Origin of the sequence: Burkholderia sp. Bp9004 (genome assembly GCF_003858025.1) — a bacterium.
Classification (GTDB): Bacteria; Pseudomonadota; Gammaproteobacteria; order Burkholderiales; family Burkholderiaceae; genus Burkholderia; species Burkholderia diffusa.
In genome coordinates, this window is the sequence record NZ_QTQD01000023.1 from 60,539 (window position 1) to 75,402 (window position 14,864).

Sequence of the window (14,864 nt, forward strand, 5' to 3'; positions counted from 1 at the left end):
GCACGAACATGAGCAAAGTTACGCTGGGTGGCAACCCGATCGATCTCGCCGGCACGTTCCCGGCCGTCGGCTCGCAAGCCCCCGACTTCAAGCTGGTCGGCAAGGACCTCGCCGATCTGTCGCTCGCCAGCTTCGCCGGCAAGCGCAAGGTGCTGAACATCGTCCCGAGCCTCGACACGCCGACCTGCGCGACGTCGACCCGCAAGTTCAACGAAGCCGCGTCGTCGCTCGACAACACCGTCGTGATCGTCGTATCCGGCGACCTGCCGTTCGCCGCCACGCGCTTCTGCACGACGGAAGGCCTCGCGAACGTCGTGACGGCTTCGACGTTCCGCGGCGCCCGCGCGTTCGCGAACGCGTACGGCGTCGACGTGACGAGCGGCCCGCTGAATGGCCTGACGGCCCGCGCGGTCGTCGTGCTCGACGCGCAGGACAAGGTGATCCACGCGGAACTCGTCGGCGAGATCAAGGACGAGCCGAATTACGACGCAGCGCTCGCCGCACTGAAGTAACCCGCTGCCGCCCGGCCCTGCCGCGCGAGGCCCGACGGCCTCGGCGCACCGGCCGGGCGGCCGCTTCCTTTTGCTCTCTACAGGAACGCACGCCTTGACTACGCTGATTTGCGGCTCGCTCGCCTACGACAACATCATGACCTTCGAAGGCCGGTTTCGCGAGCACATCCTGCCCGACCAGGTTCACCTTCTGAACGTGAGCTTCCTCGTGCCGACGATGCGTCGCGAATTCGGCGGTTGCGCGGGGAACATCGCTTACGCGCTGCACATGCTCGGCGGCGACGCGCGCATCATGGCGACGGTCGGCGCGAACGACGCCGATCGCTATCTCGAGCGTCTCGACAGCCTCGGCCTGTCCAAGGCCAGCGTGCGCGTGGTGCCCGAAACGCATACCGCGCAGGCGATGATCACGACCGATCTCGAGAACAACCAGATCACCGCATTCCACCCGGGCGCGATGATGCAGTCGCACCTGAACCGCGCGGACGAAGTGTCGGGCGTGAAGCTCGGCATCGTCGCGCCGGACGGCTTCGACGGGATGGTCCAGCACGCCGAGCAATTCGCGAAGGCCGGCATCCCGTTCATCTTCGATCCGGGCCAAGGCCTGCCGCTGTTCGATGGTGCGACGCTGCGCCGCATCATTGAACTCGCGACCTTCGTCGCGGTCAACGACTACGAGGGCAAGCTCGTCAGCGACAAGACGGGCTGGTCCGAACAGGAAATCGCCAGCCGGGTTCAGGCGTTGATCATCACGCGCGGCGAGCACGGCGCCACCATTCTTCACAAAAACGGCGAAGAACAGATTCCGGTTGTGCAAGCCGAGCGTGTCGTCGATCCGACCGGCTGCGGCGACGCCTTCCGGGGCGGCCTGCTGTACGGCATCGAGAATGGCCTCGACTGGGCAACGACGGGCCGCCTCGCGAGCCTGATGGGCTCGATCAAGATCGCCCACCAGGGGCCTCAAACTTACGCACTGACGCGCGCCGAAATCGACGCGCGTTTCGAGGCTGCCTTCGGGTACAGTCTCAAATGAATATTGTGGGAGAGTAAAAATGTTGACCAAGAAAACCCTCACGCTCACCGCCATGCTGACGGCCACGCTCACGCTCGCGGGCTGCTTCACGGCGCCGGGCTCCGCAGATGTCTATAGCGTCGGCCAGGCGCAGCGCGAACAAACCGTTCGCATGGGCACGGTCGAAAGCGTCCGTGCCGTGCGCATCCAGTCCGACGGCGGCGGCAGCGCGATCGGCACGCTCGGTGGCGGTGCGCTCGGCGCGGTCGCGGGCAGCGCGATCGGCGGCGGCAAGGGGTCGATCCTGACGGCCATCGCGGGCGGTCTCGTCGGCGCGGTCGCGGGCAACGCGGTCGGCGAAAACCTCAGCACGGCGAACGGTGTCGAAATCACCGTGCGCCTCGACAACGGCGACCTGCGCTCGATCACGCAGGCGGCGAGCGGCGAAATGTTCCGCGCCGGCGAGCGTGTGCGACTGCTGTCGAGCGGCGGCGTCACGCGCGTCACGCACTAACGAGCATCCTCAGCACGCGGCGCAAGCCGCGGTCGAACGCATGTGCGACGCTGCACATGCGTTTTTTTTCGTTCGTGCCCGGCAACCGGTCGACACATCGATGAATACGGACGAAAAAAATCCCGCCACCTGAGCCAGATGGCGGGACCGATTGAGTAGCGCTACTCAACCCGCGGACACCACGTGAGTGTCCGGGTGGTACTGGTCAGCCGCGATTACGGACGGCTGCCGGTCGGGAACGGCCATGCCGCTGCCGGGTTGAGCGCGGTCTTCACGCCCGATGCCGGCGCGACCGATGCGGTCGACGCGGTGGTTGCCGGTGCAGCCTTCTTCACGACGGCCTTCTTCGGAGCAGCAGCCTTCTTCGCCGGGGCAGCGGCCTTCGGTGCGGCAGCAGCCTTCGGTGCGGCGGCAGCCTTCTTGGCAGGCGCAGCCTTCTTCGCAGGGGCAGCCTTCTTCGCAGCAGCCTTCTTCGCAGGCGCAGCCTTCTTGGCGGCAGCCTTCTTGGCCGGCGCGGCCTTCTTCGCAGCAGCCTTCTTAGCCGGTGCTGCCTTCTTCGCAGCAACCTTCTTCACTGCGACCTTCTTCGCAGCAACCTTCTTCGCTGCGGCCTTCTTCGCCGGTGCTGCCTTCTTCGCGGCAACCTTCTTCACCGCGACTTTCTTCGCAGCGACCTTCTTGGCTGCAACCTTCTTCGTTGCGACCTTCTTTGCCGCGACCTTCTTCGCAGCGGCCTTCTTCGCCGGTGCTGCCTTCTTCGCGGCAACCTTCTTCACCGCGACCTTCTTCGCAGCAACCTTCTTCACTGCAGCGGCCTTCTTCGCCGGAGCAGCAGCCTTCTTCGCAACGGTCTTCTTGGCAGCGACCTTCTTAGCAGCCGGTTTCTTCTTGGCAGTAGCCATGTTGTTCTCCTTCAGGTTCAGATGAGAGTCAGTTCAAACTACACCCTTCGTCAAAACCCGCTTCCCGCGGACGCTGTTCAGGACGTGCGCTTCGAAGCGGGCTATTCATCGGCGTACGCGGATACCACGCGCTTACGCTAATGAATACGGTATGGCGCGCGTGACCCCATGGCCTCGCGCGCCAAATCAAGTCGGTAGCCGGCGCACCTCGCGCCGCTACCCCTAATCGCTTGATCAAGCGGACCGCCACACGGCTGCCCGCTTTTTCCGGAGGGAAGTTTGCCCATCCCACTGAAGGGTTCGCAAAGTGCCGATCATGTCGTTGGGCCGTTAAGGCACCGGGCATGCTTTGCATCAGGCGTTCTTGCTCCTAAACCTTGGGCCGGGGCCGAGAGGCCGCCGGCTGCTCCATCATGTGACGGGTTCGCTGCTGCGGATTATTCCCAGGACAGCGCACCGCCCGTCTGATACTCGATCACACGCGTCTCGAAGAAGTTGCGTTCCTTCTTCAGGTCGATCATCTCGCTCATCCACGGGAACGGGTTTTCCTCGTTCGGGAACAGCGGATCGAGGCCGATCTGCTGGCAACGACGGTTGCTGATGAAGCGCAAATAGCTCTTGAACATCGACGCGTTCAGACCCAGCACGCCGCGCGGCATCGTGTCCTCGGCGTAGCGGTATTCGAGTTCGACAGCCTGCTTGAACAGCTCGCGGATCTCGGCGCGGAATTCCGCGGTCCAGAGATGCGGGTTCTCGAGCTTGATCTGGTTGATCAGGTCGATGCCGAAATTGCAGTGCATCGACTCGTCACGCAGGATGTACTGATATTGCTCTGCAGCACCCGTCATCTTGTTCTGGCGGCCGAGTGCGAGGATCTGCGTGAAGCCGACATAGAAGAACAGGCCTTCCATGATGCAGGCGAACACGATCAGCGACTTCAGCAGCTTCTGATCCGCTTCGAGCGTGCCGGTCTTGAAGGCCGGATCCGTCAGCGTGTGGATGAACGGGATCAGGAATTCGTCCTTCGCGCGGATCGACGTGACCTCGTGGTACGCGTTGAAGATCTCGCCTTCGTCGAGACCGAGCGATTCGACAATGTATTGATACGCGTGCGTGTGGATCGCTTCCTCGAACGCCTGGCGCAGCAGAAACTGCCGGCATTCGGGCGCCGTGATGTGGCGGTACGTGCCGAGCACGATGTTGTTCGCGGCGAGCGAATCGGCCGTCACGAAGAAACCGAGGTTGCGCTTGACGATGCGGCGCTCGTCCTCGGTCAGACCGTTCGGGTCCTTCCACAGTGCGATGTCGCGGGACATGTTGATTTCCTGCGGCATCCAGTGGTTCGCGCAACCCGCCAGATACTTTTCCCACGCCCACTTGTACTTGAACGGCACCAGCTGATTGACGTCAGTCTGGCCGTTGATGATGCGCTTGTCGGCGACATTGACCCGCGCTTCCGAACCGCCAGCGGGAACAGCCGATGCTTGCGGCGGCACCGCAAGATCGCCTTCGAAAATGTCGCGGACCTGATGGGCGGCAGGCGTTGCAGCCTGCAGTCCGACAGCCATCCCTGCGGAGGTGCGCATCGCGTTCTGCTGCGCTCCGCTCGCGGGGGTTACGGCAGTCTTCTCGTCATCCCAGTTGAGCATAAATTCTCACCATCAATTTAGAACGGTTTGTACCATCTTTTCCTGAGCGATAAAAGGGTTCGCTCACGAAAAATCCTTTTTTCGATTCGCGTTGCGACCTCGATACAACACTTTGAGCAACGCATCGTCGTTCATGCAGAGCGCGACGCGTGTCACGCATGTATCGCGAGGTGCGCTCGACGCATCGAACGCTGATCGAAACGCGACGTCGTCGGGGATGTTTCGATCGCTTGTCACTGCCTGCAACGCAAGTGCCGCGTTACAGATTCCTTATCATTTTTTTAGTAGAGAGCGGCGCACACTTCAACCTCGATCGGTTGCCGTGCGCGCCGCCCGAACCTTCTTCAGGTCATGCGCGCCAGTGTTACTGGCAGGCTTCGCACTCGTCGAAGCCCGGATCGCCCGGACGCATCGTGCACACCGGACCATCTGCTTCGACAGGCGCCAGCGCCGGTGCCGCATTGACCGCGCCCGACGATGCATCGCCGCCCGCCGCACCGAAGCCGCCTGCCGCGCCTTGCGCGCCGCCGCTGCTCGAGCCGCCGCTCGTCGGCACTGCGTTCAGCGCGCCGTGTGCGACCGTCGACTTCTCGACGTGCGTCGCCGCCATCGTGCGGAGGTAGTAGGTCGTCTTCAGGCCGCGCAGCCATGCGAGCTTGTAGACCTCGTCGAGCTTCTTGCCCGACGCGCCGCCCATGTAGATGTTCAGCGACTGCGCCTGGTCGATCCACTTCTGGCGACGCGACGCCGCTTCGACCAGCCACGTCGGGTCGACTTCGAACGCGGTCGCGTAGATCGCGCGCAGGTCGGCCGGGATGCGGTCGATGCGCGACAGCATGCCGTCGAAGTACTTCAGGTCGGCGACCATCACTTCGTCCCACAGGCCGCGTTCCTTCAGGTCGCGAACGAGGTACTCGTTTACCACCGTGAATTCGCCCGACAGGTTCGACTTCACGTACAGGTTCTGGAAGGTCGGCTCGATACAGGCCGACACGCCGATGATGTTCGAGATCGTCGCCGTCGGGGCGATCGCGACGCAGTTCGAGTTGCGCATGCCGTGGGCGGCGATCCGCGAACGCAGCGTCGTCCAGTCGAGCGACTCGGACGTGTCGACCTCGACGTAGCCGCCGCGCGCTTCGGCCAGCAGCTTCAGCGTGTCCTGCGGGAGGATGCCGCGATCCCACAGCGAGCCGCGGTAGCTCGAGTAGCGGCCGCGTTCCTCGGCCAGTTCGGTTGACGCGTGGTACGCGTAGTAGCAGACGGCTTCCATCGAACGGTCGGCGAACTCGACCGCCGCTTCCGACGCGTACGGCGTGCGCAGCAGGTGCAGGCAGTCCTGGAAGCCCATGATGCCCATGCCGACCGGGCGGTGCTTCAGGTTCGAGTTACGCGCCTTCGGCACCGCGTAGTAGTTGATGTCGATCACGTTGTCGAGCATACGCATCGCGACGCTGATCGTGCGCTTCAGCTTGTCGTGGTCGAGCGCGTAGCTGCCGTCTGCCTGCTTCACCAGGTGAGCGACCAGGTTCACCGAGCCGAGGTTGCACACCGCGATTTCGGTGTCGCTCGTGTTCAGCGTGATTTCCGTGCACAGGTTCGACGAGTGGACGACGCCGACGTGCTGCTGCGGCGAGCGCACGTTGCACGGATCCTTGAACGTGATCCACGGGTGGCCCGTCTCGAACAGCATGCCGAGCATCTTGCGCCAGAGCTGCGCCGCCGGGATCTTCTTGAACAGCTTGATCTCGCCGCGCGCGACCTTCTCTTCGTAAGCCGTGTAAGCCTTCTCGAAATCGGCGCCGAACTTGTCGTGCAGATCCGGGCAGGTCGACGGCGAGAACAGCGTCCAGTCGGCGCCTTCCATCACGCGCTTCATGAACAGGTCGGGAATCCAGTTCGCCGTGTTCATGTCGTGCGTGCGGCGGCGGTCGTCGCCGGTGTTCTTGCGCAGCTCGAGGAATTCCTCGATGTCGAGGTGCCACGATTCGAGGTACGCGCACACCGCGCCCTTGCGCTTGCCGCCCTGGTTGACCGCGACGGCCGTGTCGTTGACGACCTTCAGGAACGGCACCACGCCTTGCGACTTGCCGTTCGTACCCTTGATATGCGAGCCGAGTGCGCGCACGCGCGTCCAGTCGTTGCCGAGACCGCCGGCGAACTTCGACAGCAGCGCGTTTTCCTTCAGCGCTTCATAGATGCCGTCGAGATCGTCCGCGACCGTCGTCAGGTAGCACGACGACAGTTGCGAGCGGTGGGTGCCCGAGTTGAACAGCGTCGGCGTCGAGCTCATGAAGTCGAAGCTCGACAGCACGTTGTAGAACTCGATCGCGCGCGTTTCGCGGTCGATCTCGTTCAGCGACAGGCCCATCGCAACGCGCATGAAGAAAGCCTGCGGCATTTCGATGCGGGTGCCTTCGACGTGCAGGAAGTAGCGGTCGTACAGCGTCTGCAGGCCGAGGTAGCCGAACTGCAGGTCGCGGTTCGCGTCGAGCGCTTCGCCGAGGCGCTTCAGGTCGAACTGCAGCAGCTTGTCGTCGAGCAGGCCGGCGTCGACGCCGCGCTTCAGGAACTGCGGGAAGTATTCGGCGTAGCGGGCCGACATCTCGGCCTGGAGCACTTCCTCGCCGAGGATCTCGCGACGGATCGTGTGCAGCAGGATACGGGCCGTGACCTGGCTGTATGCCGGATCCTTTTCGATCATCGTGCGCGCAGCGAGGATCGCCGAGTCGTAGACCTGGCTCATCGGCACGCCGTCGTACAGGTTCTTCACCGTTTCGGCGACGATCGGGTCAGGGTTAACCGCAGCGCCGAGGCCGTCGCACGACGACACGATCAGCGCACGCAGCGCGTTCAGGTCGAGCGGACGCGTGACGCCGTTGTCGACGACGTTGATGCCGGTGCTCGACTCGCCGCCCGCGGCTGCTGCTTCCTCGCCCGCATGCTGACGCTCCAGGTGACGCTTTTCGCGATACAGCACGTACGCACGCGCGACGTTGTGCTCGCCGCCGCGCATCAGCGCGAGCTCGACCTGGTCCTGGATGTCTTCGATATGGAACGTACCGCCGTTCGGACGGCTGCGCACGAGCGCGCGCACGACGTTGTGCGTCAGTTGCTCGACGAGTTCGCGTACGCGCGCCGATGCCGCGCCCTGCCCGCCGTTGACGGCCAGGAAAGCCTTGGTCACCGCAATCGCGATCTTCGAAGGCTCGAACGACACCACGCTGCCGTTGCGGCGGATCACCTTGTAGTCGGCGAACGTGGCCTGCGGCGCGAGCGCCTGCGCGCCCTGTTCGGTCCCGCCGAGCGGACGGCTCGAGGCGCTCTCGTACTGGGACGTCGCGTTGTCGGTGGTTTGCATGTGCAAAGCTCCTGGTGTTGGATGGTGCGGAGAGAACCGCGGATTAAAACGAACGCTGCGCAATGGCGTGCGCGAGCGGTAAGAGGCGAGCGATGCGTCGGGGAAGCCGGTTCGGTCGATGCGCGACAACCGTTCCGGTCGTGTGCTTCGTCATGTGTACCCTGCCCCGTCGAAGTTCGCTGCGCTTGATCGCGACGCCCGGACCGCCCGGCCTGGCGCGCCGCCCTGAGAACCCTGTCCGCCGGCGTTGCCCGCCGGCCGGTGCCGCTCGGGTTTCCCCTGCGACACACACTATATCTAGTACAGAACCGCTCAACTGGCACCAAGTATAGTGGACATTCGGACGAGGTCAAAACGGATAATTTGCGATGGAGGTCTTGACATCGCTCGCGCGCAGACACGACAAGGCATTGGTCGGAGAAAAAACTTTCCCCGGTCAAAAAACCCTGCGCTCAGTGCTGACGGAAAGGAAAGTATTCGGCGGAAAAGCCGGCATCGCCCGCGAAGCGTTGCCAATCGAAGTGCGGACCCGGATCGGTCTTGCGGCCCGGCGCGACGTCGGAATGCCCGGCCACTGCATCGATCGGGTAGCGCGCGGCGAGCGTGCGCGCGAGCACGCCGAGCGTCGCGTACTGCGCCGCGTCGAACGGCACGTCGTCCGCGCCTTCGAGCTCGATGCCGATCGAGAAGTCGTTGCAGCGCGGCCGGCCGAAGAACTCGGACGCGCCCGCATGCCAGGCGCGCTCGTCGCACGACACGAACTGCACGAGCTCACCGTCGCGACGAATCAGGAAGTGCGCGGACACGCGCACGCCGCGCAGATGGCTCTGGTAATAGGGGTGCGCATCGCAATCGAGGCGATTCAGGAACAGCGCCTCGATCGCGTCGCCGCCGAACTCGCCGGGCGGCAAGCTGATGTTGTGGACGACGACGAGCGTCGGCACCGCGTCTGCGGGCCGCGCCTCGAAATTCGGCGACGGCGCGTGGCGCGCTTCGCGCACCCAGCCGTGCGCGTCGACCGACAGCAGCGCTGCGTCGCTCATCGGGCGTCGCGGCCGCTCGCGTGTGCGCCGTGGCGCTGCGCGTGCTCGGTGCTGCAGAAATATTCGCCACCCGCGGCGACGGCGTCGCCCTTCGGCGTATGCACGCCGCATTCGGCGCAGCGCACCATCGGTTCGGGCAGCGAGCGCGCATCGCCGTTCGGGCGTGCCGTCCCGGCGCCGCCGGAACCGGGTGCGCCATCAAAGCCGCCGCCGCGGCCGGTGCGCGCCTGTGCGTGCTCCTGGGCCTGGCGCAGCTTGCGCGTGAGCCACGAACCCGCGAAGAAGAGAAGAATCAGGAGAAGAATCTGTCGCATCGGACACCTGCGTTCAAACCACGGAGCGGTGCAGCAGCACCTCGAAAACGAACCGGCTGCCGACATACGCGAGCAGCAGCGCGGCAAACGACACGAGCACCCAGCGCGCGGCGCCGCGCCCACGCCAGCCCGACGTCTTGTGGGCGACCAGCAGGCCGCCGAACATCAGCCACGACAGCACCGCGAACACGGTCTTGTGATCGAGCCGCAGCGCGCGCGCATCGATCTGCTCGCTGAACAGGATCCCCGACGCGAGCGTCAGCGTGAGCAGCACGAAGCCTGCGCCGATCAGGCGGAACAGCAGTTTCTCGAGCGTGAGCAGCGGCGGCAGTGTCTCGAGCCAGCTCGCGATCCAGCCGGTCGAGCCGTCGCGCCCGCCGCTCCTCAGCGACTGCAGGCGCCGCTCGACCATCAGCATCAGGACCGCGTGCAGCGCGGCGATCGCGAAAAGGCCGTACGCGATGTTCGCGATCAGGAAGTGCATCTTGAACAGTGGCGCTGCGGCATAAGGCAGCACCCGCACGCCGCCGAACACGAGCGGCAGCAGCGACGCGCCGCACGCGAGCGGCAGCACCAGCAAGCGCAGGCTGTCGAGCGGGAAGAAGAAGCTCTCGATCCAGTAGATGCCGGCGCCGAGCCAGAACATCGCGGACAGCGCGAACGCGAAGCCGAAGATCATCGCGTCGTTCGGAAAAATGGTCATGTGCAGCAGCACGCCGTGCGCGACGAGCGCCGCGAACAGCAGCGCGCGGCCGGCCCCGCTCATCCCCGACGCGGCGGACGCCGGAACCGGCACGGCCGGCACGCTCGCGACGAGCGAGGTCGCGCCCTGGCGGTGGGTGCGCCAGCCTGCGACGGCGAGGCCGCCGTACAGGAATGCGGTGAGGGCATACAGTACAATATCCATGTTCGAAGTTTACACTAGGCCCCCTTCCCGCGACGGCTCCCTTTGTTCGGTTCCGTTGCGCCTTCGGGCCCCACTGTCCATCGCTCCCCATGCTCGACAATCTCACTCAACGGATGGCGCGCGTCGTCAAGACGCTGCGCGGCGAGGCCCGGCTCACCGAGGCGAACACCCAGGAGATGCTCCGCGAGGTGCGTCTCGCGCTGCTGGAAGCCGACGTCGCGCTGCCCGTCGTCCGCGAATTCATTGCCAAGGTCAAGGAAAAGGCGCTCGGCGAGGAAGTGATCAGCAGCCTGTCGCCGGGTCAGGCGCTCGTCGGCGTGGTCCAGAAGGAACTGACCGCCGTGATCGGCGGCGACTACGAAGGCAAGGCCGCCGAGCTGAACCTCGCGGTCACGCCACCCGCAGTGATCCTGATGGCCGGCCTGCAGGGCGCCGGCAAGACGACGACCGCCGGCAAGCTCGCGAAGCTGCTGCGCGAGAAGTACAAGAAGAAAGTGCTGACGGTGTCGTGCGACGTGTATCGCCCGGCCGCCATCATGCAGCTGAAAACGGTGAGCGAACAGGTCGGCGCCGACTTCTTCCCGTCGACCCCGGACCAGAAGCCCGTCGACATCGCACTCGCGGCCGTCGACTGGGCGAAGCGCCACTACCATGACGTGCTGATCGTCGACACGGCCGGCCGCCTCGGTATCGACGAGGCGATGATGCAGGAAATCGCCGCGCTGCACGGCACGCTGAAGCCGGCCGAAACGCTGTTCGTCGTCGACGCGATGCTCGGCCAGGACGCGGTCAACACCGCGAAGGCGTTCAACGACACGCTGCCGCTCACCGGCGTCGTGCTGACCAAGCTCGACGGCGATTCGCGCGGCGGTGCCGCGCTGTCGGTGCGCCACATCACGGGCAAGCCGATCAAGTTCGTCGGCGTCGCCGAGAAGCTCGACGGCCTCGAGGTGTTCTACCCGGACCGGATGGCGAACCGGATCCTCGGCATGGGCGACATCCTCGCGCTCGTCGAGGAGGCGCAGCGCGGCGTCGACGTGCAGGCCGCGCAGAAGCTCGCCGACAAGGTCAAGAAAGGCGGCGACTTCGACCTGAACGATTTCCGCGCGCAGATCTCGCAGATGAAGAACATGGGCGGGCTGTCCTCGCTGATGGACAAGCTGCCCGCGCAATTCCAGCAGGCGGCGGCCGGCGCCGACATGGGCCAGGCCGAGAAGTCGATCCGCCGGATGGAAGGCATCATCAGCTCGATGACGCCCGCCGAGCGCGCAAAACCCGAAATCATCAAGGCGACGCGCAAGCGCCGCATTGCAGCCGGCGCGGGCGTGCCGGTGCAGGAAGTCAACCGGATGCTGAATCAGTACGACCAGATGCGTACGATGATGAAGAAGCTGAAGGGCGGCAACATGCAGAAGATGATGCGCGGCCTGAAGGGCATGATGCCCGGCATGCGCTGATTCCGCCCGTCGGTCGGCGCGCGGGTTTTTGCCGTAGCGCGCGCCGGCCGTTCTGCTTCATCCTTATTTGTATACCGACTGCCCGCCAGAACACATGAACCGCGAAGAAGCCCTCCACATTTTCGACCACTCCGAAGAGATCGTCTCGGCCGATGCCGTCAACGCATCGATCGCCCGGATGGCCGACGCGATCCGCGCCGACATCGGCGACGCGTTTCCCCTCGTGCTCTCGGTGATGGGTGGCGCCGCGGTGTTTACCGGGATGCTGCTGCCGCATCTCGATTTCCCGCTGGAGTTCGACTACATCCACCTGACCCGCTACCGCAACACCACGCAGGGCAGCCCGGAGATGCACTGGCGCGTCGCGCCGCGCGAATCGGTGAAGGACCGGATCGTGCTCGTGCTCGACGACATCCTCGACGAAGGCGAGACGATGGCCGCGATCCGCGACCGCATCCTCGACATGGGTGCAAAACGCTTCATGTCCGCGGTGCTGTGCGAGAAGACGCTCGCGAAGGCGAAACCGCTGCATCCCGACTTCTGCGGCTTCTCGGTGCCGGACCGCTACGTGTTCGGCTGCGGGATGGACGCAAAGGGCTACTGGCGCAATCTGCCGACGATCCGCGCACTGACCGCGAACGTCTGACCGCCCTGCCCGCTACAAAGAAAAGCGGCGCCCCGGTTTCCCGGAGCACCGCTTTTTTTTCGTCGGCACGCGCCGCGCCGCCCGCGCTACAACTGGTGCACGAACGCCCGGATGCCGGCCAGCAGCATCTCGACCGAGATCGCGACGAGCACCAAACCCATCAGCCGCTCGAACGCCGCGACGGTCCGCTCGCCGAGCCACTGCTGGATCCGTTCGGCCAGCACCAGCGTGATCGCGCAGACGATCATCGTGACCGTCAGCGCGCCAACCCACTCGAACATCTTGCCCGGCGCCTGCGACGTCAGTAGCATCACCGTCGCGAGCGCGGACGGCCCGGCAAGCGCCGGAATCGCGAGCGGCACGATGAACGGCTCGCCCCCGGCGCGCGGATCGCTGCCGAGCGCGCCGTCCGGATGCGGGAAGATCATCCGCAGCGCGATCAGGAACAGCACGATCCCGCCGCCGAGCCGCAGCGACAGGTCGGTCAAGCTCATCATCCGCAGGAAGCGGTCGCCGACCACCATGAAGAACAGCAGGATCACGAACGCGATCCCCACTTCACGCAGGATCAGCTTCACGCGCCGCTCGCGCGGCACGTCCCGCATCGCCGTGATGAACAGCGGGATGTTGCCGAGCGGATCCGTGATCAGCACGAGGAGCACGGTGGCCGACAGGAAGGTGTATTCCACCGTGTTCCCCTGTTGTAGCGCTTAGCGCGCGAGCGCGGCGCGGATCTTTTCCGTCACCGTCGCCGCGGCGGCGTCGGCCGGCAGCAGCGTCGCTTCGGCGTCGCGGCGGCCCTGGTACTCGATCTTGCCTTCCTTCAAGCCGCGCTCGCCGATCACCAGGCGATGCGGCACGCCGATCAGTTCCCAGTCGGCGAACATCACGCCCGGGCGCTCGCCGCGATCGTCGAGGATCACGTCGATGCCGGCGGCGGTCAGTTCCGCGTACAGCTTGTCGGCCGCCTCGCGAACCATGTCGCTGCGATCGTAGCCCATCGGGCACAGCACGACCTCGAAGGGGGCGATCGACTCGGGCCAGATGATGCCGCGGTCGTCGAAGTTCTGTTCGATCGCCGCGCCGAGAATACGCGTGACGCCGACGCCGTAGCAGCCCATCAGCATCGGCTGCGGCTTGCCCGATTCGTCGAGGAACGTCGCGCCCATCGCTTCCGAGTACTTGGTGCCGAGCTGGAACACGTGGCCGACTTCAATGCCGCGGCAGATGTCGATCACGCCCTTGCCGTCCGGCGACGGATCGCCCTTCTGCACGTTGCGCACGTCGGCAACGTCAGGCTCGGGCAGGTCGCGGCCCCAGTTCACGCCAGCGATGTGATAGTCCACCTCGTTTGCGCCGACGACGAAGTCGCTCATGTTCGCGACCGTGCGGTCCGCGATCACCTTCACGGGCTTCTTCGTGCCGACCGGGCCGAGATAGCCCGGCGGCGTGCCGAACCACTCGACGATTTCCTGCTCGGTCGCGAAGCGGTGGTTTTTCAGCCCCGGCAGCTTCGACACCTTGATCTCGTTCAGGTCGTGATCGCCACGCAGCATCACGAGCCAGATGGTCGGCTCGGCGCCTTCGTTGTCGGTCGCGAGCACGATCGATTTGATCGTGCGCTCGAGCGGGATCGCCAGCAGTTCGGCGACGGCTTCGCACTTCGCCTTGCCCGGCGTCGCGACCTTCTCCATCGCTTCGGCCGGCGCCGCGCGCTCGGCAATCAGCGGCAACGCTTCGGCCGCCTCGATGTTCGCCGCGAAGTCGGACGTCGGGCAGTAGGCGATCGCGTCCTCGCCGGTATCGGCGATCACGTGGAACTCGTGGGAGAAGTTGCCGCCGATCGAGCCGCTGTCGGCCGCAACCGCGCGGAACTCGAGGCCGAGGCGCGTGAAGATGCGCACGTATGCGTCATACATCTTGCGATACGACTCGTTCAGACCGGCCGCGTCCTTGTCGAACGAATACGCGTCCTTCATGATGAATTCGCGGCCGCGCATCACGCCGAAGCGCGGACGAATCTCGTCGCGGAACTTCGTCTGGATCTGGTAGAAGTTCACGGGCATCTGCCGGTAGCTCTTGATCTGGTTGCGCGCGATGTCGGTGATGACTTCCTCGTGCGTCGGCCCGATCACGAAGTCGTTGTCCTTGCGGTCCTTGAAGCGCAGCAGCTCGGGGCCGTACTGTTCCCAGCGCCCCGATTCCTGCCAGAGCTCGGCCGGTTGCACGGCCGGCATCAGCAGCTCGATGGCGCCTGCCCGGTTCATTTCCTCGCGCACGATCGCCTCGACCTTGCGAATCGAACGCAGGCCGACCGGCAGGTAGTTGTAGATGCCGCCGGCGACGCGACGGATCATGCCGGCGCGCACCATCAGCTTGTGGCTGACGATCTCTGCGTCGGCCGGTGCTTCTTTGAGGGTGCCGATAAAGAAACGGGAAGCTTTCATGCGGACGGTTCCAAATACGGCGCCCCAAGGCGGGGCGCCCGAAAAAGTTTCAAGGTGAAAAAGCTGCGCGCGGCGAACAACGAGGGACGACGATGGCGCAGAT

General features: G+C 65.0%; 14 protein-coding genes. 5 read left to right on the top strand and 9 right to left on the bottom strand.

Annotation, left to right across the window (positions count from 1 at the left end; all coding sequences use genetic code 11):
• The first annotated feature begins 8 nt into the window (after positions 1-8).
• From tpx to DIE08_RS23355, 3 genes are all read left to right on the top strand, one after another.
• Complete coding sequence (gene tpx, locus DIE08_RS23345) at positions 9-512, top strand: thiol peroxidase (RefSeq protein WP_059535219.1); 504 nt, start codon at positions 9-11, stop codon at positions 510-512.
• A 94-nt stretch (positions 513-606) separates the two neighbouring features.
• The gene (locus tag DIE08_RS23350) at positions 607-1,545 is read left to right on the top strand and encodes a carbohydrate kinase family protein (RefSeq protein ID WP_124903802.1); all 939 of its coding nucleotides are present in this window, start codon (positions 607-609) and stop codon (positions 1,543-1,545) included.
• A gap of 19 nt (positions 1,546-1,564) precedes the next feature.
• Positions 1,565-2,038, top strand: a complete 474-nt coding sequence (locus DIE08_RS23355) for a glycine zipper 2TM domain-containing protein (RefSeq protein WP_059608193.1) — start codon at positions 1,565-1,567, stop codon at positions 2,036-2,038.
• A 215-nt stretch (positions 2,039-2,253) separates the two neighbouring features.
• Here DIE08_RS23355 and DIE08_RS23365 read toward each other — a convergent pair whose 3' ends face one another.
• The 7 genes from DIE08_RS23365 to DIE08_RS23400 all read right to left on the bottom strand — a co-directional run bounded on the left by DIE08_RS23365 (position 2,254) and on the right by DIE08_RS23400 (position 10,211).
• Positions 2,254-2,940: a histone H1-like DNA-binding protein gene (locus DIE08_RS23365; RefSeq protein WP_059608192.1), complete on the bottom strand. Its 687-nt coding sequence runs from the start codon at positions 2,938-2,940 to the stop codon at positions 2,254-2,256.
• 28 nt (positions 2,941-2,968) lie between these two features.
• Entirely contained in the window at positions 2,969-3,295 is a 327-nt protein-coding gene (locus DIE08_RS23370) for a hypothetical protein (RefSeq protein ID WP_081334211.1), read from the bottom strand.
• Between the two features lie 82 nt (positions 3,296-3,377).
• Positions 3,378-4,589: a ribonucleotide-diphosphate reductase subunit beta gene (locus DIE08_RS23375; protein ID WP_059535212.1), complete on the bottom strand. Its 1,212-nt coding sequence runs from the start codon at positions 4,587-4,589 to the stop codon at positions 3,378-3,380.
• 364 nt (positions 4,590-4,953) lie between these two features.
• The gene (locus DIE08_RS23385; protein WP_124903806.1) at positions 4,954-7,947 is read right to left on the bottom strand and encodes a ribonucleoside-diphosphate reductase subunit alpha; all 2,994 of its coding nucleotides are present in this window, start codon (positions 7,945-7,947) and stop codon (positions 4,954-4,956) included.
• Positions 7,948-8,399: 452 nt separating this feature from the next.
• Positions 8,400-8,990 (bottom strand): 1,6-anhydro-N-acetylmuramyl-L-alanine amidase AmpD, encoded by a 591-nt coding sequence (gene ampD, locus DIE08_RS23390; protein WP_124903808.1) that lies wholly within the window; start codon positions 8,988-8,990, stop codon positions 8,400-8,402.
• Positions 8,987-9,304, bottom strand: a complete 318-nt coding sequence (locus tag DIE08_RS23395) for a PP0621 family protein (protein ID WP_059608189.1) — start codon at positions 9,302-9,304, stop codon at positions 8,987-8,989. The genes ampD and DIE08_RS23395 overlap by 4 nt, the downstream gene beginning before the upstream one ends.
• Positions 9,305-9,317: 13 nt before the next feature.
• On the bottom strand, positions 9,318-10,211 hold the full coding sequence (locus DIE08_RS23400; protein WP_059608188.1) for an inner membrane protein YpjD: 894 nt from the start codon (positions 10,209-10,211) through the stop codon (positions 9,318-9,320).
• 89 nt (positions 10,212-10,300) lie between these two features.
• Here DIE08_RS23400 and ffh point away from each other — a divergent pair, with 89 nt between their 5' ends.
• Together ffh and DIE08_RS23410 are read left to right on the top strand one after the other, a co-directional pair.
• Entirely contained in the window at positions 10,301-11,668 is a 1,368-nt protein-coding gene (gene ffh, locus DIE08_RS23405; RefSeq protein ID WP_059608187.1) for a signal recognition particle protein, read from the top strand.
• Between the two features lie 94 nt (positions 11,669-11,762).
• Complete coding sequence (locus DIE08_RS23410; RefSeq protein WP_059465332.1) at positions 11,763-12,314, top strand: hypoxanthine-guanine phosphoribosyltransferase; 552 nt, start codon at positions 11,763-11,765, stop codon at positions 12,312-12,314.
• Between the two features lie 86 nt (positions 12,315-12,400).
• On the opposite strand, the gene DIE08_RS23415 is transcribed toward DIE08_RS23410, so the two are convergent.
• Both DIE08_RS23415 and DIE08_RS23420 read right to left on the bottom strand, forming a co-directional pair.
• A complete protein-coding gene (locus DIE08_RS23415) occupies positions 12,401-13,003 on the bottom strand; it encodes a MarC family protein (protein WP_012363042.1) in 603 nt (200 codons plus the stop codon).
• Between the two features lie 21 nt (positions 13,004-13,024).
• On the bottom strand, positions 13,025-14,761 hold the full coding sequence (locus DIE08_RS23420; protein ID WP_124624734.1) for a proline--tRNA ligase: 1,737 nt from the start codon (positions 14,759-14,761) through the stop codon (positions 13,025-13,027).
• Between the last annotated feature and the right edge of the window lie 103 nt (positions 14,762-14,864).